The sequence below is a fragment of the Arthrobacter sp. DNA4 genome (genome assembly GCF_024362385.1).
In the GTDB taxonomy this organism is placed as follows: Bacteria; Actinomycetota; Actinomycetes; order Actinomycetales; family Micrococcaceae; genus Arthrobacter.
On the sequence record NZ_CP101466.1, the window covers coordinates 4,414,075 to 4,433,560 of the forward strand.

Consider the following 19,486-nt stretch of genomic DNA (forward strand, 5'->3'; position numbering starts at 1 on the left):
GGCGTCCTCTAATGGCGGATGGAAAGCAGGCTTCTGAAAGAAGGGTATCCCGCCGCGGGGGCGGTCCGGCGCAGCGCGGCGGCCTACAGCGCCTTGACTGCACCCAGCACCTGGGCCAGGGAGTCCTTGGCGTCACCAAACAGCAGGGAGGTCTGGGGTTCGTACAGCAGCTCGTTCTCAATGCCGGCGAAGCCCGGGCGCATGGAGCGCTTCAGGAAAACCACCTGCCGCGCCTGGGCCACTTCCAGAATGGGCATGCCGTAAATCGGGGACCCGGAGGACGTCTTGGCGGCCGGATTCACCACGTCGTTGGCGCCTACCACCAGGGCCACATCGGTGGTCTTGAACTCCGGGTTGATCTCGCCCATCTCCTTGAGCGACTCGTACGGCACGTTGGCTTCCGCCAGGAGCACGTTCATGTGGCCGGGCATCCGGCCGGCCACGGGGTGGATGGCGAAGTCCACCTCGATGCCCCGGGCTTCCAGTGCCTGGGCCAGTTCGGCGGCAGTGTGCTGGCCCTGTGCCACCGCCAGCCCGTAGCCGGGGACGATGATCACCCGCTGGGCGTACCCCAGCAGGACTGCCACGTCCTCCGGTGAGGACGAGCGGACCGGACGCCCGCTCACGGCCGTGGACCCCGCCGTCGAACCTCCCCGGAAAGCCCCGAACAGGATGCCCGCCACGCTGCGGCCCATGGCAGCCGCCATGGCACGGGTGAGGATGGTGCCGGAGGCTCCCACCAGGGTGCCGGCGACCACCAGCAGGACGTTGCCCAGCACCAGGCCGGATGCCGCGACGGCCAGGCCGGTGAAGGCGTTCAGCAGCGAGATGACGATGGGCACGTCGGCGCCGCCCACGGGCAGCACCAGCAGCACGCCGGCGGCCAGGCCCAGGACCAGCAACAGCGCCGCAAGGGGCAGCGAAGCGGTGAGGACCACGGCGACGCCGGCGGCGAGTGCGGCCAGGAGGACCACAGCCATCACCACGGGAAGGCCCGGAAAGACGACAGGCCGGGTGGTCATCAGTTCCTGCAGCTTGGCGAACGTGACGCCTGATCCTGCGAAGGACACAGCACCCACCAGGAGCGTGAAGACGATCGCCACCCGCACCCAGGGGTCTTCCGCATGGCCCAGCTCCAGGAGCGCCACGAGGGCTGCCGCGCCGCCGCCAACCCCGTTGAAGAGCGCCACCAGCTGTGGCATCTGCGTCATCTTCACCCGCCGGGCCACGGGCGCCGCCACCGCGGAACCCACGGCGATGGCGGCCAGGATCCAGGGAATGTTCTCCAGCCGGGCGGACAGGAAGACAGTGACGACGGCGATCAGCGCACCGAGTGCGCCCACCAGGTTTCCGCGGCGGGCCGTCCGCGGGGAACTGAGTCCGCGCAGGGCCAGGATGAAGCAGACCGCAGCGGCGAGGTAGAGCAGGGAGGTCCAGACGGGGTCGAGGAGGCTCATTTGCTGCCTGCCTTGGGTTGGGCGTCTGCCCTAAGGGCGTCCTTTTTGCCGTGGAACATGTGCAGCATCCGGTCTGTCACCACGAACCCGCCCACCAGGTTGGCCGTGGCAAGGACGACGGCGAGCAGCGCCACCGCGAGCACCCAGGGGTCCGTTGCCTGCCCTGCGACAATGATGGCCCCCACCAGGATGATCCCGTGGATGGCGTTGGCGCCGGACATCAGGGGCGTGTGCAGGGTGCTGGAGACTTTGGAGACCACCTCGAAACCGACGAATACCGCCAGCACGGTGATGGTCAGCAGCGCGATCCCGTCCATCAGCGCGTTCCTTCCTGCCCGGCCGCAGCCGTGGCTGTCCGTGCCGCCAGGAGGTCCGCGGTGGGCTGGTGCCGCACTTCCCCGGCATGGGTAAGGCACGCACCGGCCACCACTTCGTCATCGAAATCCAGCGTGAGGTTCCCGTCGTGGACCAGCAGGGCCAACAGGTTGGCCACGTTCTTGGCGTACAGGCGTGAAGCATCCGACGCCATGGCGGAAGCAGGGTCCTTTAGCCCCACCAAGGTGATGTGGCCCGTTCCGTCGGCGGTGGGGATGGGGATGTCCCGTCCGGGCACGGAGCCCTCCACGTTGCCGCCGGACTCGGCGGCGAGGTCGACGACGACCGATCCCGGGCGCATGCCCTGCACCATCTCCCGGGTCACCAGGAGGGGCGCCGGACGCCCGGGGACGGCCGCCGTGGTAATCAGGACGTCCGACTGCGCCACGTGGGGTGCCAGCAGCTGCCGCTGCCGCGTGCCGGCGTCGGAACTCAGCTGCCGGGCGTAGCCGCCGGCGGCTTCAGCGGTTTCGAGGTCCAGCCGGATGAAGGTGCCGCCCATCGAGGCGACCTCGTCGGCTGAGGCGGGGCGGATGTCGTTGGCGAAAACCCGTGCCCCGAGCCGCTTGGCGGTGCCGATGGCCTGCAGCCCTGCCACGCCGGCACCGAGCACCAGGACACGGGCCGGCGGGACGGTTCCCGCCGCGGTCATGTACAGCGGGAAGAACCGGGGAAGCCTGATGGCTGCCTCCAGGACGCACCGGTAGCCGGTCACCAGGGCCTGGGAGGTCAGGGCGTCCATGGACTGGGCGCGCGAGATGCGGGGCACCAGTTCCAGGGCGAAGGAAGTCACTCCGTTGTCCGCGAGCGCCTGCACCGCGGGCAGTTCGGACGACGGCGACGCGAGGCCCACCGTCACGGCTCCCCGCGGCAGGGACGCGGCAGTGTGCGGGTCAAGGGGCCGGACGTGGGCCAGGACGTCCAGGGCCGTGGTGTCCAGTACAGGGACGATGGTGGCTCCGGCCTGCTGGTAGGCGGGATCGGCATGCCCCGCGCCGTCCCCTGCCCCGGTTTCCACCAGGACGTCCAGCCCCATCCCCGCCAGCTGCCTGACAGTATCCGGAGTGGCGGCGACACGCCGCTCGCCCTCCCTGCGTTCCCGCGGAATCCCCAGTTTCACCCGCCGACTCCTCTTCCTGACGAGCTGTGCAGCGGCTCTGCTGCACGCAGTTGGGTTGAGTCTAGAGCGCAGCGGCCCGCGGCGGGAGTAGTCGGCGGGGAGGTTGTGGGTAACGATTCGCCTGTCAGCCCGCGTCCTCCCGGGGCCGGCCGTCCCTTTGTCCGGCGGGCGGCTTACTTGTTGCTGGCGCGGATGGCGTCAGCCACGCTTTCGAGATGGACGCGCATGGCCTCGGCGGCGGCATCGGCGTCATGGGCGCAGACGGCATCGATGACGGCGAGGTGCTGCGGGAGCGAGACGGCCGGGCGCCCTGGCTGGCGCGCCAGGCGGAACTGGAAGCGGACTGCCTGTCCGCGCAGTCGCTGGATGGTTGCCGCGGCGGTCTTTTGGGCACTCATGGCAATGATCTTTTCGTGCATCGCCTGGTTGCCTTCCGAGTAGGACTCGCGGTCTCCGCGGTCCACGGCGCCCTTCATCCGGGCTGCCAGCTCCTGCAGTTCGGCGATGTCGCTGTCCGTGGCCCGTTCGGCGGCCTTGCGGGCACAAAGGGCTTCCAGGGCCGCGCGCACCTCAGTGATTTCAACGGCCTCGTCCACCGAGACGGCGCGCACCCTGGCACCCCGGTTCTGGACGCGTTCCACGAGGCCTTCAACGCTCAGCTCCGAGAGCGCCACCCTGATGTTTCCACGGCTCGCTCCATACTCGGCGGCGAGGTCGCCTTCCACCAGGCGCTGGTTGGGGACCAGTTCGCCGCTGACAATGGCGGTGCGCAGCAGCTCCGCGAGTTCGGCGGCGGTGAGGGTCCGGCCCGTTCCGTCCACGGTCTCCACAGCCCACCATCTCCCTGTTCAGCCGGTTGCCAATTTTGCTGACAATTTTCCGGATTCAGCGTACTCCAGACTCGGCTGCCCGGACCCAGTGCGAACCATTGATTGTTAGCTATATTGCTGACAACATTTGCTTGTGCGGTTATCGAGTTAGAACGGCGTCGTTCTGCAGGCGCCCCTGCCAGGAGCATGCGCGATGATTATTGACATCCACGGCCACTACACCACGGCCCCCGCCGCCCTTGGGGAGTGGCGTGAGCGCCAGGTGGCAGCGCTGCAGGATCCCTCGCCGCCGCCATCCCGTGCGGATTTGAAGATCTCCGACGACGACCTGCGGGAGAGCATCGAGGCGAACCAGCTGCGGCTCATGGATGAGCGCGGCATCGACCTCACCCTCTTCTCACCCCGGGCATCCTTCATGGCCCACCACATCGGGTCCTTTGAAACCTCCGCCGAATGGGCGGCCGTCTGCAACGAACTCTGCCACCGGGTCAGCCTGCTCTATCCGGAGCGGTTCGTCCCGGCCGCGATGCTCCCGCAGTCACCCGGCGTGGACCCGGCTACCTGCCTCCCGGAACTCACCCGATGCGTAGAGGACTACGGGGCCGTGGCCCTGAACCTGAACCCGGACCCGTCCGGCGGCCATTGGACTGCCCCGCCGTTGACGGACCGGTACTGGTACCCGATCTACGAAAAAATGGTGGAGTACGGCATCCCTGCCATGGTCCACGTCAGCACCAGCATCAATCCCGCCTTCCACACCACCGGCGCGCACTACCTCAATGCCGACACCACAGCGTTCATGCAGCTCATCCAGGGCGACCTGTTCGCAGACTTCCCCACCCTGAAGCTCGTCATCCCCCACGGCGGCGGCGCAGTGCCGTACCACTGGGGACGCTTCCGGGGCCTCGCCATGGCACTGGGAAAGCCAACGCTGGAAGAACACCTGCTGCAGAACGTCTTTTTCGACACCTGCGTCTACCACCAGCCCGGAATCGACCTGCTGCTGGAAGTCATCCCGACGCAGAACATTCTCTTCGCCTCCGAAATGATCGGCGCGGTGCGGGACATCGACCCCTGGACCGGCCACCACTTCGACGACACGGCACGCTACATCGACGACGCCGGCCTTGACGAGGCCGAACTCGGTGCCATCCAGGAGCACAACGCACGCAACGTTTATCCACGCCTTGACGCCCTGCTCTCGCAACAGGGCCGGTGACATGCCTTCGGAAGGAACAATGATGCAGGAACTCGGCGTGGTCCACACCAATATCACCCGCGCCGGGGAAGACGCCGTCAAGGCCCTCTCCGCGTTCGGCGTCAGCACTGTGCATGAGGCCATGGGCCGCCTGGGGCTCATGCGTCCCTATATCCGCCCCGTCTACCCCGGTGCCGCCCTGTGCGGTACCGCTGTCACCGTCCTGCTCCAGCCCGGCGACAACTGGATGCTCCATGTCGCAGCCGAACAGCTCCGGCCCGGAGACGTGGTGGTGGCAGGGTGCACCACGGAATGCGAGGACGGCTTCTTCGGCGAATTGCTGGCCACGTCACTCCGGGCACAGGGCGCAGCCGGCCTGGTCATCGACGGTGGCTGCCGCGACGTCGCAGCACTCCAGGCCATGGACTTTCCCGTTTTCAGCCGCGCCATCAATTCCAAAGGCACCGTGAAAGCAACGCTCGGATCCGTGAACGTCCCGGTGGTCTGTGCCAACGCGCTGGTCACCCCGGGGGACGTGGTGATTGCCGACGTCGACGGCGTCGTGGTGGTGCCTGCCGCCCGTGCCGCCGAGGTAGCGGCAGCCGCCATGAAACGCGAAGAGAACGAAGAAGCCAAGCGCGGGCGCTTCGCAGCAGGAGAGCTGGGCCTGGACATCTACAACATGCGCGGACCGCTTGAAGCGGCGGGGCTGCGGTACGTGGACTAACTGCTGCGTGGACCAGGAGCTTCGAGGGCTAAACGGCGCGGACGGCAGGACCGCCGTAATCGAGTGCAATGCGCCGCGCAGCCTCGGTCAACTGCGGCAGGACCGTTGCCTCGATGTCCCGGGCCGCTGCCCGGTGTGTCTGCAGGGACACGTTGGCAGCAGCAACGACCTCGTTTCCGCGGCGGACCGGGACGGCCACACCGCGCAGGCCCTCCTCGAGTTCCTGGGAGACCATGGACCAGCCCCTGGCCCGCGCCGCTTCCACCTCTGCCCTGAGGTCCTCCACGCTGCCGATTGAGCGGTCGGTAAAACGGCGCAGCTGGACCGACCGGAGGTACTCCTCCAGCTGTGGACCAGGCAGCCCGGCAAGCAGGACCCGGCCCATCGAGGTTGCCCACGCCGGGAAGCGGGTGCCGACGGTGATGGAAACGCTGAGCAGCCCCGGAGACGGCACGCAGGCCACGTAGACCACGTCGCCGCCGTCGAGGACGCACAGGGCTGTTGTTTCATTGAGCTCCGCAGCCAGGTCCCTGAGATGGGGCTCGGCAACCCTGGGCAAGGTCAGGCCCGCAAGGTAGGAACGGCCGACGTCCAGGGACCGGGCCGTGAGTTCGAAGGCCGGCCCCTCGGCGCGGATGTACCCAAGGTCCGCCAGGGTCAGCAGGAAGCGGCGGGCGGAGGCACGGGTCATGTCCGTCCGGGCTGCAACCTGCGACACGGTCAGCCGGGGCTGGTCCGGAGTGAAAGCGAGCAGGACGTCGAATGCCTTCTCAACCGACTTCACGAAGTAGGCTGCCTGCTCCTCCATTGACGTTGCTGTTCCTCTCTGAACGGTTGGCACACCTGCGCCGGCCTCCCGGCCTGCGGTGCCTGTTCGATCTTATCGTTCGGCGCGTCCGCCTTTCAGTGCTTTTTCCGGAGGGCTCCCAGGGTTTGCCGCAGCAACTCGCAGGCCCGGCCGCCCAGGCCAAGAAGGGGCACCATGGCCACGGCTTGCTCACGAAGGTGGTCCCACCCATCGATGCACCGGACTCCCAACTCCATGGCCCGCTCCACGCTGGCAGTGGCGTGGCCGGCGTAGACATAGTCGTAGAGCACAGCATCGGGGGCCAGCCGGGCGCCGCCCCAGACCGGACCGTCGGTGGCCTTTTTCCCGACGGGTGTCGCATTGACAATCAGGGATGCCCCGGGCGCCAGGTCCTGCGCCTCCTGCCAGGTGACGGCCTGCGCCTCGATGCCGAAGCCGTTGGCCAGGTCCAGCAACTCCTCCGACGCATGGGGATCGCGGTCCGCAATGGACACTCTTCCCAGGTTGTCCTTGAGCGCGATCAAGGCTGCCCGGGCTGCTCCCCCGGCGCCCAGCAACACCGCGTGCCGCTGGTACCGGCCCTCCAGCAGGACGCCCACGGCGGTAACGTCCGTGTTGTGCCCTGCCAGGCGGCGGCCCTGCTGTACCAACAGGTTGCAGGCACCGCTGAGCAGGACGGGCCCGGTGGCTTCATCAGCAGTTTCCGCGGCCCAGTGCTTGTGCGGCATGGTCACGTTTGCCGCCACGATGTCCGGTTCCATGAGCCTGCGCCGGACGGCGCCAAGATCGGCGTCCGGCGCCACATCCCAAGCCTCATATGTCCACCCGCTGCCGAGTTCCTGCAGAACCGGATTCCAAAGGCCGGGAGACATGGCCTGTGAGGCGGCGGAACCGATCAGGACCAGCCGGGATGCCTGCCCGCGTGGTTCGGCCATGATGCACCTTTCCTTTTGCCGTTGTGATTGGCGTCACCGCCTAGTATCCTCTTTCTAGGCGCATTCCGCACACCTGTTCGCATTGCGTACAAATAATGACAGATCCCCACCTTCAGCGTGGAAGGGAACCCCACCATGACCCACATCGCAGCAGGAGCCCAGGCCCAGTCAACGCCTGAAGCACAACGCCAGCTCAAGCGCGCCCGGAAAGCCGCGCTGGCTGCCTTCCTTGGCGGCGCCCTGGAGTACTACGACTTCTTCATCTACGCCACCGCCGCGTCGCTGGTGTTCTCGAAGATCTTCTTCCCGGCCGGCGATCCCACGGTGGCCCTCATCGCCTCCTTCGCCACATTCGGCGTCGCCTACGTCGCACGGCCCTTCGGAGCCGTGGTGTTCGGACACCTCGGTGACAAGATCGGGCGCAAGAACACCCTGGTGCTCACCCTGGTGCTCATGGGCAGTGCCACGTTCCTGATCGGCGCCCTGCCCGACTTCAACGCAGCCGGCTACTGGGCCCCGGCACTGCTGGTGGTGCTGCGCCTGATGCAGGGCCTGTCCGCCGGAGCGGAAACCGCAGGCGCTTCCGCACTGTCCACGGAGGAAGCACCCGAAGGCCGCCGCGGTTACTTCGCCAGCTTCGCCATGAGCGGCATCTCCGCCGGCATCGTGCTGGCATCCCTGGCCTTCCTGCCCGTGGCCGCCATGAGCGAGGCGGACCGCCTCGCCTGGGGCTGGCGGATCCCGTTCTGGCTCTCCCTGGTGGTCCTGATCGTCGCCTACCTGGTCCGCCGCTCGCTGGAGGAGCCGGAGGTCTTTGAGGAAAAGCATGACCACGGGGAACTGGTGAAGCTCCCCTTCGCCAAGATGTTCCAGACGCACCCGGCCCAGTTCTTCCAGGTGGCGCTGATGTCCTTCGAGACCGTCACCAACACGTTCATGCAGTCCTTCGGCCTGGCCTATGCGGTCTCGGTGGGTGTGCCCGCGTCCACCATGCTCTGGGTCAGCATCCTGGGCAATGTCCTGGCGATCGCCAGCCAGCCACTGATGGCCCGATGGTCCGACAGCTTTGGCCGGCGTCCCATCTTCATCGGCGGTGTGCTCGGTTCCGGGGCCATGATCTTTGTCTACTTCTGGGTGATCTCCACCGGAAACATCCCCATGATCTTCCTGACCAGCACGCTGATCACCGCCGGCACCTATGCCATGTCCAACGCCATCTACCCGGCCTGGTTCTCCGAGCTCTTCAACGTCAAGGTCCGGTACTCCGGCATGGCGATCGGACTCCAGGTCGGCATCCTGTGCGCCGGGTTCACCCCGTTGCTCGGCACCGCCCTGGTGGGTGCGGACAAGGCAAACTGGGGACCGGCCGCCTGGATCGTGGCAGGTTCCTCCATCCTCGCGGTAGCAGGTGCCTGGTGGGCGCGCGAGACCGCCAAGACCCCGCTCCGGGAGCTGGGCAACCACGTGAAGTAGCGGCCTTCGCGGCCATCCGGAAAAACTGAAGAGGACGACGGCGGGAAGCACCCGCCGTCGTCCTCTTCAGTTAAGCTCCGGGTAAGGTCAGCCGCGGGCAGTGAGGTCCGCGGAGATGAGCTTGGCCGTGGCCACGATCTCCTGCGCCACGGACGCCAGGTACGCCTGCGGGTCCGGCTTCGCCTCCACGGACTGGGCCTGCAGCGACACGTTTACTGCCGCCACCACCTTGGCCCCGTCATAGACCGGGGCGGCCACGGACATGAGGCCAAGCTCCAGCTCCTGGTCCAGCAGGCACCAGCCCTGCGCCCGGACGGTTTCCAGGACCTTCAGCAGCTCCGGGACGGTGCCCAGGGCGCGGGGGGTGAGCGGTTTGACGTCGGTGGCCGCCAGGCAGGCCTTGAGGTCCGCCGGCGGCAGGTAGGCAAGCAGCACCCGGCCCATCGACGTCGCATAGGCCGGGAACCGGGTGCCCACCGTTATGCCGACGGTCATGATCCGGCGGCTGGTCACCCGCGCGATGTAGGCGATATCCGTGCCGTCCAGCACGGCCGCGGACGTGGATTCCCCCAGTTTGAGGGACAGCTCCTCCAGGTGCGGCTGCGCCAGCTGCGGCAGCGACAGCCCCGAAAGGTAGGCGTATCCCAGCTGGAGGACCTTGGCCGTGAGCGCGAATGTCTTGCCGTCGGTCCGCACGTAGCCGAGCTCCACCAGGGTGTGCAGGAAACGGCGGGCCGTAGCCCGTGTGAGGTTGGTGCGCGAGGCCACCTCGGTGAGCGTCATGACCGGACGCTCGGCGTCGAAGGCGCGGATCACCGCCAGGCCCCGGGCCAGCGACTGGACGTACTGGTCGCTGGCCTGCGGGGCGGCCTGGGTATCTGTGCCTGCGGCGTCAATCATGGTTACCAATCCTAGGTGCGGTGACGGGCGCAGGCTTATGCGGCGGCGGGCGTGGCCTTCAGCGGGACGGGCACCAGGTCCTGGAGTTCCTCGAGGGTACAGCCGAAGGTCTCACGGACGGTGACGCCGTCCGGGCCGATGAGGAAGACGGCCTTGTCCGTGTAGACGCGGGTGACGCAGCCGACGCCGGTGACCGGGTAGGTGCAGGCGTCCACGATCTTCGAGGCGCCCTCGCGGGTCAGGAGGGTCATCATCACGAAGACGTCCTTGGCGCCGGTGGCCAGGTCCATGGCGCCGCCGACGGCGGGAATCGCACCGGGTGCCCCGGTGTGCCAGTTGGCGAGGTCACCGGTGGCGGAGACCTGGAAGGCGCCCAGGACGCAGATGTCCAGGTGCCCGCCGCGCATGATGGCGAACGAGTCCGCGTGGTGGAAGTAGGACGCACCCGGGAGTTCGGTGACGGGGATCTTGCCGGCGTTGATGAGGTCCTCGTCGATCTCCTCGCCCTTGGCTTCCGGGCCCATGCCCAGCATCCCGTTCTCCGTGTGGAGGGTGATGTTCTGTTCCTCAGTGAGGTAGTTGGACACCAGGGTGGGCTGGCCGATGCCAAGGTTCACGAAGGACCCGGGTGCGATGTCCCTGGCCACCAGCCGGGCCAGGTCGTCGCGGCCCAGCGGCGTCGCCGAGGTCTGGAGGGACTTTTCGTTGGACTGCACGCTCATGTCAGGCCGCCTTTTCTGCTGTGCTGCCGCTGCCGGCAACTTTGACGATGCTGTTGACGTAGATGCCCGGGGTGACCACGTTCTCCGGGTCCAGCCCGCCGGTCGGCACGATGTCGGACACCTGGACGATGGTCTGCTTCGCGGCCGCTGCCATGATGGGGCCAAAGTTCCGGGCGGTCTTGCGGTAGACCAGGTTGCCCTTGCCGTCCGCCTTGAGGGCCTTGATCAGGGCGACGTCGGCGTGGATCGGGGTTTCGAAGACCTGCCATTTGCCGTCCAGGAAGCGGGTTTCCTTGCCCTCGGCGAGCATGGTGCCGTAGCCGGTGGGGGTGAAGAACCCGCCGATGCCGGCCCCTGCGGCGCGGATGCGTTCGGCGAGGTTGCCCTGCGGCACCAGCTCGAGCTCGATCTCGCCGGCCTTGTACTTGGCGTCGAAGTGCCAGGAATCGGACTGCCGCGGGAACGAGCAGATCATTTTCTTCACCCGGCCCTCCTTGATCAGCAGGGCCAGGCCCTGGTCGCCCTGGCCGGCGTTGTTGTTCACCACGGTCAGGCCGGTGGCGCCGCATTCCAGCAGCGCGTCGATCAGTTCGAAGGGCTGGCCGGCGTTGCCGAACCCGCCGATCATCACGGTGGAGCCGTCCTTGATGCCGGCAACGGCGTCCTGGACCGAATCTACGAAGTTCAGCATTACTGGTCCTTTCCAGCGGTGACGTTTTCGAGCACGACGGCCAGGCCCTGGCCCACGCCGATGCAGATGGCAGCGACGCCCCAGCGTTCGCCGGAGGCCTGCAGGGACCGGGCCAGGGTGCCCAGGATCCGGGTCCCGGAAGCACCCAGGGGGTGTCCCATGGCGATGGCGCCGCCGTGCCGGTTCACGATTGAGTGGTCAATACCCCAGGCGTTGATGCAGGCCAGGGACTGCGCGGCGAAGGCTTCGTTAAGTTCGACGGCGCCCACCTGGTCCCAGCCGATACCCGCCTTTTCGAGGGCTTTGTTCGCGGCCTCGACGGGGGCGTAGCCGAAGTACTGCGGATCGTTGGCGTGCGCGCCACGCCCGGCGATGCGGGCCAGCGGGTCCAGCCCCAGCAGCCCGGCGGCCGCCTCGGAGCCCACCCATGCCGCGGAGGCGCCGTCGGACAATGGTGACGCGTTGCCCGCGGTGACCGTGCCGTTCTCTGCCCGGAACACGGTCTTGAGCCCGCCGAGCTTCTCCGCCGAAGAACCCGCCCGGATGCCTTCATCGCGGACCAGGTCCGTTCCCGGCACGGGGGCGACGAGGTTGTCGTAGAAGCCCTCGTCCCAGGCGGCGGCGGACAGGTTGTGCGAGGCGGCGGCGAACTCGTCCTGCGCCTCCCGGGTCACGCCGTACTTTTCGCGGAGGCGCTCGGTGGCCTCGCCCAGGGAGATGGTCCACTCCTTGGGCATGGCCTTGTTCACCAGGCGCCAGCCCAGCGTGGTGGACGCCAGGGTCATGTCCCCGGCCGGATACGGCTTCTCCGTCTTGGGCAGCACCCAGGGCGCGCGGGACATCGACTCGGCGCCACCGACGAGCATCAGGTCCGCGTCGCCGGCGTTGATCTGTCGGGAGGCGATGATCGCGGCATCCAGCGAGGAACCGCAGAGCCGGTTGACCGTGGTGCCCGGGATGGAGACCGGGAGCCCGGCCAGCAGGGTGCCCATCCGGGCGATGTTGCGGTTCTCCTCACCGGCACCGTTGGCGTTGCCGAACACCACCTCATCGATCCGCTCGACATCGAGCCCCGGCGCCCGCTTCACGGACTCCTTGATCACGTGCGCGGCAAGGTCGTCCGGACGGACGGCGGCGAGGCCGGAGCCGAACTTGCCGAAGGGGGTGCGCACGGCGTCGTACACAAAAGCCTGGTTCATCGGGTGGTGTCCATTTCTCGAAAGACCTGCTGGGCGGTCTTGAAGGCGGTGTTGGCGGAGGGGACTCCGCAGTAGATGGCTGTCTGCAGCAGGATTTCCTTGATCTCGTCCCTGCTAAGGCCGTTCCGGAGGGCGGCGCGGATGTGCATGGCCAACTCCTCCCAGTGGCCGTGCGCCACCATGGCGGTGATGGTGACCGCGGAGCGCATCTGGCGGGTCAGGCCGGGCCGGGTCCAGATTCCGCCCCAGGCGATGCGGGTGATCATGTCCTGGAAGTCGTCGGTGAATTCATCTTTGTTGGCGTTGGCCCGGTCCACGTGCGCGTCGCCCAGCACCTCGCGCCGGACCGCCATGCCGCCGTCGTAGATTTCCTGGCTGGTGGCGCCGGGCTGGACCACGCCGTGGCGTTGCGCTCCGTGGCGTTCAGCGCCGCTCACTTGGCGGCCTGCCGTGATTCGGCCCAGGTGGCCAGGCTGCGCATCAGGTCCGCAACGTGTGCCGGAGCTTCGGCTGGTGCCAGGTGCGAGATCCCCTCCACGGTCACCGCCGTCGCGGTGCCGCCGCCGGCGGTGATGCCCGCTGCCACTTCCTCGGCCATGGCGGGCGTGGCCACGCCGTCCAGGGACCCAGCAATGACCTGGGTGGGGACGGTGATGCTACCCAGCTCTTCCCGGACGTCGAAGGCGGCCAGCGCTTCGCAACAGAAGGCGTAGCTGAAGCGGTCGGCGTCGCGCAGGGCGTGCAGCAGCCGGCTGCTGAAATCGGGTTCCCGGTCCATGAAGCCCGGTGCGAACCAGCGCTCCGCGGACCCCTGGATCATGACGGGTGTGCCCTGGGTGCGGACGGTTTCGGCGCGCTCCAGCCAGGCTTCGGGGGTGCCGATCTTGGCGCCGCTGTTCTGCACGGAGAGGCTTTTCAGCCGTTCCCCGTGCTTGATGCCCAGCTGCAGGCCGACGGCGCCGCCCAGGGAGACCCCTGCGCAGTGGAAGTTTTCACCGGGGGCGATGGAGTCCACCAGGTCCACGACGGCGTCAGCGAGCGCGGCGACGTCGAACGCTTCGATGGCGGCGGGTGAGACGCCGTGTCCGGGAAGGTCCCAGGCCACCACGTCGTAATCGTTGCCGAGCAGGGACGCCACCCTGTTCCACAGGATCGACGAGGTGCCCAGGGAGGGCCCCACCACCATCAGGGGGTGGTCGCCCAGGGGACGTTGCGGGGACAGCAGTGCTGCCTTCAAAGCCGGCTTAGCCACGGTAAGCTCCATTCGCGTCGGTGGTAGGGGAAGTGAATTCGGGAAAGGCGGCCAGGACGCGGCGGGTAATCTCCGCCGATTGGCCCAGGTAGCTGGCGGGGTCCAGGAGCTCCTCCAGCCGGGCGTCAGGGACGACGGCGGCGGGGAAGGCGTCGCGGAACAGCTTGCGGTAGGTAGCGGCCTGTTCCGGAGGGGGCGCCTGCAGCGTCTGGTCCACCACGTCCTGCAGCTGCTGCTTGCCGCTGCGGCCGTCCTTCTCCTCGAGGAGGGGGGCAACCGCGGCGCTGACGCCCTCAGCCAGCAGCAGCGGGCCGGACAGGTCAAGGTTGCGGCGCATGGCGTCCGGGAACACCTGCAGCCCCCCGGCGAGTTCGCGGATGTGGCCCGCGGCGCCGAGGGCCAGGGCCAGCAGCTGGCGCAGGGCCGGTCATTCGGTGTGCCAGGCGCCGTCCGGGCGTTCGTCGTTGAAGTTGGCGGCAGCCACATGCAGCTGGGCGGCCAGCTGTGGTGCCTGGAGCGCGGCGCTGCGGACCAGGACGGACAGCACCGGGTTCTGTTTCTGCGGCATGGCGGATGACACGCCCCGCCCGGCGGCCCGCGGTTCGGCGAGCTCCGCCACCTCGGGCCGGCTCAGGAACAGGACGTCCGCGGCGATCTTGCCGAAGGCGTCCAGCGCGGACGCCAGCGCATGCCCCAGGGATGTGATGGCCAGGCGGTTGGTGTGCCAGGGAGCTGCGGCCGGGGCCAGGCCCAGCTGGGCCGCCAGGGCGTCGGCCAGGGTGAACGGCGTGGCTTGGGAGCCATCCGTCAGCACCGTTCCGGCAGCGAGTGTTCCCGCCGCCCCGCCGAACTGGACCGGGAACTCGAGGGTTTCCAGTTGCCGCCCCGCGGCGGCCACGCCCTGGAACCACTGCGCGGCCCGCAGCCCGAAGGTGTAAGGCAGGGAATGCTGTGTCAGGCTCCTGCCCACGCACAGCGTGTCCGCATGCTCCCCGGCAAGGTGCGCGAGCGCCGTCGTAGTGCCTTTCAAGTCAGCCAGCACCGCGTGGACGGTGTTGCGGGCCAGCAGCATTAGGGCAGTGTCCAGCACGTCCTGGCTGGTCAGGGAGGTGTGCACGGCCTTCGCGGCACCAACTCCGGCGGTATCCAGCGCCGCCACGTTCTTCCGGAGGTCCGCCAGCAGCGGGATCACCGGGTTGCCGCCGCCCTGGGCGCGCAGCGCGATACCGGCCAGGTCGTAGCGCCCCGCCTCGGTGGCGGAGGCGACGACGGCGGCCGAACCGGCGGGTGCCAGCCCGGCCCGTTGCAGGACGGCGGCCCAGCCGGCTTCGACGGCAAGGATGGCCGCCAGCACTGCCCGGTCCCCCGTCAGCGCCGCCACCAACGGCGACGCTGAGACGGGGGTGAGCAGGCCGGCGTCGGCCTCTTCCGCGAAGGCGCGCAAGTCTCCCAAAGCGGCGGCGTGGGTCACTGGAAGTCCAGGAAGACCGTCTCGCCCTCACCCTGGAGACGGATGTCCCAGGTGAGGCCGCCGTCGGGGTCGCGGCGGGCGATGAGCGTCTCGCGGCGCTCCGGCTCCAGCGAGGCCAGCAGCGGGTCATTGGCCAGTGCCTCGGTGTCCTCCGGCAGGTAGATGCGGGTGAACAGCCGGTTGGTCAGGCCGCGGGCGAAAAGCGCCACCGAAATGAACGGTGCCGCGCCCGGCTTGGTGGGGCCGGGGTTGACGGTGGTGAAGGTGAAGACGCCGGAGTTGCCCACGGCGCCGCGGCCCCAGCCGGTGAAGGTGTAGCCGTCGCGGACCAGGGAACCGGTGCGCTGGACAACCTTGCCGTCCGCGTCCGGCTGCCAGATCTCCAGGATGGCGTCCGGGATGGTGTGGCCGTCGCCGTCATAGACGGTGCCCTGCAGGCGGATGGAGCCCGGGAAGCCTGGGGGCAGGAGTTCGTTGTCCTTCTCGAACGGGAGCGCGTAGCCGTAGAACGGGCCCACGGTCTGGCCGGGGGTGGGTACCAGTTTGGTGCTCATCTTTCCTACTCCTCGTCGCCTGCGGCGCCGAGCGCCTCGTTTTCGGTCCAGGTCCGCTTGGGACCGGTCAGGACGATGTCCCAGTTGTAGCCCAGGGCCCATTCGGGCTCGGTGATGCTGTGGTCATAGGTGGCCACCAGCCGGTCGCGCGCGTCCTGGTCCACGATGGTCTGGTAGATCGGGTCCAGGGGGAAGAGTTGGTCACCGGGGAAGTACATCTGGGTGATGATCCGCTGGGTGAACTCGGTGCCGAACAGCGAGAAGTGGATGTGCGCCGGCCGCCACGCGTTCAGGTGGTTCTTCCACGGGTAGGCGCCGGGCTTGATGGTGATGAACCGGTACGAGCCGTCCGGGCCGGTGATGCAGCGGCCAATGCCGGTGAAGTTGGGGTCGATGGGCGCGGGGTGCTGGTCACGCTTGTGGATGTAGCGGCCGGAGGAGTTGGCCTGCCAGATTTCCACCAGCTGTCCTGCCACCGGGCGGCCGTCACCGTCCAGGACCTTGCCGGAGACGATGATCCGCTCACCCAGCGGTTCCCCGTTGTGCTGGATCGTCAGGTCCGATTCCAGGGCGTGCACGTCCTGGTGCCCGAACGCCGGCGAGTACAGCTCGATGGTCTCGGGGTCCGCGTGCTGCAGGCTCTTGGTGGGGTGGCGCAGGATGCTGCTGCGGTACGGCGGGTAGTCCAGGCGCGGCTGGATCTCCGGCTTACCGCCGTCCTTGAGGGCGCGCCGGTAAGCCTCGCCGATGGCGTTGATCTCTGCACTGAGGTCCGCCTGCGACTCGATGGCCTTGTCCAGGGGCTGGTGGGCAGCCTTGGGTTCGGCCGGGGGCACGAGCTCCTCCGACTCCAGCTCGGCGTTGATGTCTTCCTTCACGGCTGGCTCCTTTCTGATCTGTTGGGTTTGTTGCGTCTGGGTTTTGGGTGGTGCGGGTTTAAGGGCTGCGGTGCAGCGAGTCGTACTGGACCGCGTGCCGCACCGGGGCGTTCGGGGCGCCGTATCCGTCGTAACGGCCGCGGCGTTCCACCATTTCGAAGAACACGCTGCCCACGGTCGCGGTGTAGAAGTGCAGGAACTCGCCGTCGGCATCCCGGTCGAACAGCAGGTTGAGTTCCTGCAGCGTGGCCAGGAATCCCGGTTCCAGGTCGAACCGCGCGTCCAGGTCCTCGTAGTAGTTGGCCGGGATCTGGAGGAATTCCAGGCCGCGCTCCCGCGCGGCCCGGGCGGTGGCCACCAGGTCCTCCACGGCGAAGGCGATGTGTTCCTGGTAGGTCTTCCGGGCCTCGTTCCGTGCCTGCTGGATGGGTGCCAGGTTGAGCACGAGCCGCACCGCGCCGTCGGAGGTCTGCATGACCTGGGACCGGACCAGCCCGCTGGGGCTGGGCACCTCGGCGAAGGGCTGGGGCTCCAGGGCCAGGGCGCTGGTGTAGAAGAGGACAGCCTCGTCGAAGTGCTGCCACGGCTGGGCCAGGTTGACGTGGTCGATGACCGCCCTCGCTCCTGCTGACGGGTGTTCCAGCCCTTCCCCGAATTCGTGCGTCCACGCTGCGGTTCCGTCCGGGCTGCCCTGGCAGAGGAAGATCTCGGTGGAGTCCGGGGCGCAGATGCCCTGGAACACTTCCTCGTCCGCCTGGACCTTGCGGGCCACAACGGGGGCCTTGAGCTGCTGGGCGCGGGCGGAGGCGATCACGGGGGAATCGACGTCGAACCCCAGTGCGGCAATTGCCGGTTCGGCGTGCCGTGCGGCCTGCTCGTTGATGATCACCCGGGCCTGGCCCATGGTCCACAGCTGGACGTCCTTGGTGCGGTGCCGGCCCTCGAACTGGAACCCGAGCTGGCCCAGGAGCTTCTCCAGCTGGGCGGTGTCGTCCGCCTTGACCTCGGCAAAGTTGAAGCCGGCGGGTTCGTTCACTTTGGGCAGCGTGGCAAGTTCCATGGGATAACGACGGCGGAGCCCGCCTGCGTTGCCGGGGGCGGCTTCGGTGCCGGCGAGCCATTTGGCGCTTTGCTCCTCCAGCCAGATCAGGGACCGCATGGCATCCACCGCGGTGCGCTCGACGTCCGACTGGCGGAAGACGTCGTTGAAGACCTCCAGCGAGACGGGTCCGGTGTAGCCGGCGCGGACCACGTGGCCCATGAATTTGGCCAGCTCGAACTGCCCCTCGCCCGGGAACACCCGGTAATGGCGGCTCCAGGACAGGACGTCCATCGAGAGCTTGGGGGCGTCCGCCACCTGGACGAAGAAGATCTTGTCCGGGTTGATGTCCTCGATCCGCGCGGTGTCCCAGTCGCGGGACAGGATGTGGAAGGAGTCCAGGCAGGTTCCCAGGTTGGGGTGGTCCACCATCTCCACCAGGCGGTAGGCGTGCTCGTAGTCGTTGACGTACTTGCCCCAGGCCAGGGCCTCATAGGCCACCTTGACGCCGTGGTCCCCCGCCAGGTTTGCGAGCTGTGCCAGGTGTTCCGCGCGGACAGCATCGTCGTCAATGGTGGCGGTGGCAACGTTGGAGCACACCAGGATGGTGTCCATGCCCAGGCGTGCCATGAGCTTGAACTTGGCCTCGGCGCGCCGGAGGTTGGCCTTCAGCAGGTCCGGGGTGACGCCGTCGAAGTCGCGGAAGGGCTGGTACAGGTCCAGGCCGAGCCCGAGGTCCGCTGCCATCTTCCGCACATCTTCAGGGCTGAGCGGTGAGGTAACCAGGTCCTGCTCAAAAATCTCGATTCCGTCGAAGCCGGCGATGGCGCAGGCCTGCATCTTTTCCTTCAGGGTGCCGGAGAGGCAGACGGTGGCGATTCCGGTGCGCATCAGGCGGCCACCTCCTCGGCGGCCACAAGTTCCAGGAAGTGCGAGCGCATGCGCTCCGGGTCCGCGTCCAGGCCGGTGAAGATCCGGAACGCGTCGGCGGCCTGGCCCACTGCCATCCGGCCACCGTCCAGGACCTCGCAGCCCTTGGCGCGGGCGCCGCGGACCAGTTCGGTGTCGATCGGGCGGTAAACGATGTCCGCCACCCAGTGCCGGGGCTCGAGCAGGTCCAGGTCCAGCGGGACGCCGGGGTGCGCTGCCATGCCAACGGGTGTGCAGTGCACCAGGCCGTCGGCCAGCGGCATCAGCTGCGGCAGCTCCGCCGTCGTGCGGGCCGTGACGGTGCTGTCCGGGAAAAAGCCCTGCAGCTCGGCAGCCCGTGCGGCCGCCCGTTGGGGGTCCATGTCCACCAGGTCCAGCGTTTTTACGCCTGCGCTGAGCAGGGCGTAGGCGACGGCGGACCCGGCCCCGCCCGCGCCGAGCTGCACTACACGGTCCAGCCGGGCGCCGGGGAGGCCGGAGGCGAGGGCGGCGGCGAAGCCGGAGAAGTCCGTGTTGTGGCCGATGAAGCGGCCGTCCCGGATGACCACGGTGTTTACGGCGCCGAGCCGGCGCGCGTCCGGGCTGACCTCATCCAGGTGCTGCAGGACCAGCTGCTTGCAGGGATGGGTGATGTTCAGGCCGTTGAAGCCCAGGGTGCGGGCGCTGTGCAGGATGGCGCCCACCGATTCCCCGGTCAGCCCCAGTTCCAGCAGGTCAATGGGCCGGTACAGGTAGCGCAGGCCCTGCACGTCACCTTCCCGTTCGTGCATAGGCGGCGTGAGCGATGGCGTAACGCCATCACCAACCAGCCCTACCAGGTAGGACTCAGTTCGATTGCTCATGCGTGCAGCTCCTTTGGTACGACACCGGGCAGCAGCGGAACTCGGCCGCGCTGCGGGGTGATAGGGATTACGGTACAACAAATGT

At 68.1% G+C, this 19,486-nt stretch carries 19 protein-coding genes and 1 pseudogene; 3 read left to right on the top strand and 17 right to left on the bottom strand.

From position 1 onward, the window contains the following. Window positions 1-83 precede the first annotated feature (83 nt). The 4 genes from NMQ03_RS20410 to NMQ03_RS20425 all read right to left on the bottom strand — a co-directional run bounded on the left by NMQ03_RS20410 (window position 84) and on the right by NMQ03_RS20425 (window position 3,782). Window positions 84-1,457: an NAD(P)(+) transhydrogenase (Re/Si-specific) subunit beta gene (locus NMQ03_RS20410; protein ID WP_255173724.1), complete on the bottom strand. Its 1,374-nt coding sequence runs from the start codon at window positions 1,455-1,457 to the stop codon at window positions 84-86. After that, window positions 1,454-1,774 carry an NAD(P) transhydrogenase subunit alpha gene (locus NMQ03_RS20415; protein WP_255173725.1) on the bottom strand — a complete coding sequence of 107 codons (321 nt, stop codon included), beginning with the start codon at window positions 1,772-1,774 and terminating at the stop codon, window positions 1,454-1,456. The genes NMQ03_RS20410 and NMQ03_RS20415 overlap by 4 nt, the downstream gene beginning before the upstream one ends. Beyond that, complete coding sequence (locus NMQ03_RS20420) at window positions 1,774-2,952, bottom strand: Re/Si-specific NAD(P)(+) transhydrogenase subunit alpha (protein ID WP_255173726.1); 1,179 nt, start codon at window positions 2,950-2,952, stop codon at window positions 1,774-1,776. The genes NMQ03_RS20415 and NMQ03_RS20420 overlap by 1 nt, the downstream gene beginning before the upstream one ends. Window positions 2,953-3,125: 173 nt before the next feature. Further along, window positions 3,126-3,782: a GntR family transcriptional regulator gene (locus NMQ03_RS20425; protein ID WP_255173727.1), complete on the bottom strand. Its 657-nt coding sequence runs from the start codon at window positions 3,780-3,782 to the stop codon at window positions 3,126-3,128. A 193-nt stretch (window positions 3,783-3,975) separates the two neighbouring features. Here NMQ03_RS20425 and NMQ03_RS20430 point away from each other — a divergent pair, with 193 nt between their 5' ends. Both NMQ03_RS20430 and ligK read left to right on the top strand, forming a co-directional pair. Further along, window positions 3,976-5,001 (top strand): amidohydrolase family protein, encoded by a 1,026-nt coding sequence (locus NMQ03_RS20430; protein WP_255173728.1) that lies wholly within the window; start codon window positions 3,976-3,978, stop codon window positions 4,999-5,001. 22 nt (window positions 5,002-5,023) lie between these two features. Then, the gene (gene ligK / locus NMQ03_RS20435; RefSeq protein ID WP_255175688.1) at window positions 5,024-5,707 is read left to right on the top strand and encodes a 4-carboxy-4-hydroxy-2-oxoadipate aldolase/oxaloacetate decarboxylase; all 684 of its coding nucleotides are present in this window, start codon (window positions 5,024-5,026) and stop codon (window positions 5,705-5,707) included. Window positions 5,708-5,735: 28 nt separating this feature from the next. On the opposite strand, the gene NMQ03_RS20440 is transcribed toward ligK, so the two are convergent. Together NMQ03_RS20440 and NMQ03_RS20445 are read right to left on the bottom strand one after the other, a co-directional pair. Beyond that, window positions 5,736-6,515, bottom strand: a complete 780-nt coding sequence (locus tag NMQ03_RS20440) for an IclR family transcriptional regulator C-terminal domain-containing protein (protein ID WP_255173729.1) — start codon at window positions 6,513-6,515, stop codon at window positions 5,736-5,738. A 95-nt stretch (window positions 6,516-6,610) separates the two neighbouring features. Further along, a complete protein-coding gene (locus NMQ03_RS20445) occupies window positions 6,611-7,450 on the bottom strand; it encodes a shikimate dehydrogenase (RefSeq protein ID WP_255173730.1) in 840 nt (279 codons plus the stop codon). Window positions 7,451-7,585: 135 nt separating this feature from the next. Between NMQ03_RS20445 and NMQ03_RS20450 the strand changes: the two genes are divergently transcribed. Further along, the gene (locus NMQ03_RS20450) at window positions 7,586-8,923 is read left to right on the top strand and encodes an MFS transporter (RefSeq protein ID WP_255173731.1); all 1,338 of its coding nucleotides are present in this window, start codon (window positions 7,586-7,588) and stop codon (window positions 8,921-8,923) included. An 87-nt stretch (window positions 8,924-9,010) separates the two neighbouring features. Here the strand turns inward: NMQ03_RS20450 and NMQ03_RS20455 are convergent, their stop codons facing one another. From NMQ03_RS20455 to NMQ03_RS20505, 11 genes and pseudogenes are all read right to left on the bottom strand, one after another. Continuing rightward, on the bottom strand, window positions 9,011-9,823 hold the full coding sequence (locus tag NMQ03_RS20455; RefSeq protein ID WP_255173732.1) for an IclR family transcriptional regulator C-terminal domain-containing protein: 813 nt from the start codon (window positions 9,821-9,823) through the stop codon (window positions 9,011-9,013). Window positions 9,824-9,858: 35 nt separating this feature from the next. Continuing rightward, window positions 9,859-10,545 carry a 3-oxoacid CoA-transferase subunit B gene (locus NMQ03_RS20460; RefSeq protein ID WP_255173733.1) on the bottom strand — a complete coding sequence of 229 codons (687 nt, stop codon included), beginning with the start codon at window positions 10,543-10,545 and terminating at the stop codon, window positions 9,859-9,861. Between the two features lies 1 nt (window position 10,546). Beyond that, window positions 10,547-11,236, bottom strand: a complete 690-nt coding sequence (locus NMQ03_RS20465) for a 3-oxoacid CoA-transferase subunit A (RefSeq protein WP_255173734.1) — start codon at window positions 11,234-11,236, stop codon at window positions 10,547-10,549. Continuing rightward, window positions 11,236-12,435 (bottom strand): thiolase family protein, encoded by a 1,200-nt coding sequence (locus NMQ03_RS20470; protein WP_255173735.1) that lies wholly within the window; start codon window positions 12,433-12,435, stop codon window positions 11,236-11,238. The genes NMQ03_RS20465 and NMQ03_RS20470 overlap by 1 nt, the downstream gene beginning before the upstream one ends. Further along, window positions 12,432-12,872: a 4-carboxymuconolactone decarboxylase gene (gene pcaC, locus NMQ03_RS20475; RefSeq protein ID WP_255173736.1), complete on the bottom strand. Its 441-nt coding sequence runs from the start codon at window positions 12,870-12,872 to the stop codon at window positions 12,432-12,434. Before pcaC ends, NMQ03_RS20470 begins: the two co-directional genes overlap by 4 nt. Beyond that, window positions 12,869-13,687 carry an alpha/beta fold hydrolase gene (locus NMQ03_RS20480; protein WP_255173737.1) on the bottom strand — a complete coding sequence of 273 codons (819 nt, stop codon included), beginning with the start codon at window positions 13,685-13,687 and terminating at the stop codon, window positions 12,869-12,871. Before NMQ03_RS20480 ends, pcaC begins: the two co-directional genes overlap by 4 nt. Beyond that, window positions 13,680-15,158: pseudogene (locus NMQ03_RS20485) on the bottom strand (lyase family protein). Before NMQ03_RS20485 ends, NMQ03_RS20480 begins: the two are co-directional and overlap by 8 nt. Further along, window positions 15,155-15,712: a protocatechuate 3,4-dioxygenase subunit alpha gene (pcaG, locus tag NMQ03_RS20490; protein WP_255173738.1), complete on the bottom strand. Its 558-nt coding sequence runs from the start codon at window positions 15,710-15,712 to the stop codon at window positions 15,155-15,157. Before pcaG ends, NMQ03_RS20485 begins: the two are co-directional and overlap by 4 nt. 5 nt (window positions 15,713-15,717) lie before the next feature. Continuing rightward, window positions 15,718-16,590, bottom strand: coding sequence for a protocatechuate 3,4-dioxygenase subunit beta (pcaH, locus tag NMQ03_RS20495; RefSeq protein WP_255173739.1), 873 nt, complete (start codon window positions 16,588-16,590; stop codon window positions 15,718-15,720). A gap of 58 nt (window positions 16,591-16,648) precedes the next feature. Continuing rightward, entirely contained in the window at window positions 16,649-18,520 is a 1,872-nt protein-coding gene (locus tag NMQ03_RS20500; protein ID WP_255173740.1) for a bifunctional sugar phosphate isomerase/epimerase/4-hydroxyphenylpyruvate dioxygenase family protein, read from the bottom strand. Then, window positions 18,520-19,401, bottom strand: coding sequence for a shikimate dehydrogenase (locus NMQ03_RS20505; protein ID WP_255173741.1), 882 nt, complete (start codon window positions 19,399-19,401; stop codon window positions 18,520-18,522). The genes NMQ03_RS20500 and NMQ03_RS20505 overlap by 1 nt, the downstream gene beginning before the upstream one ends. Window positions 19,402-19,486: the final 85 nt, after the last annotated feature.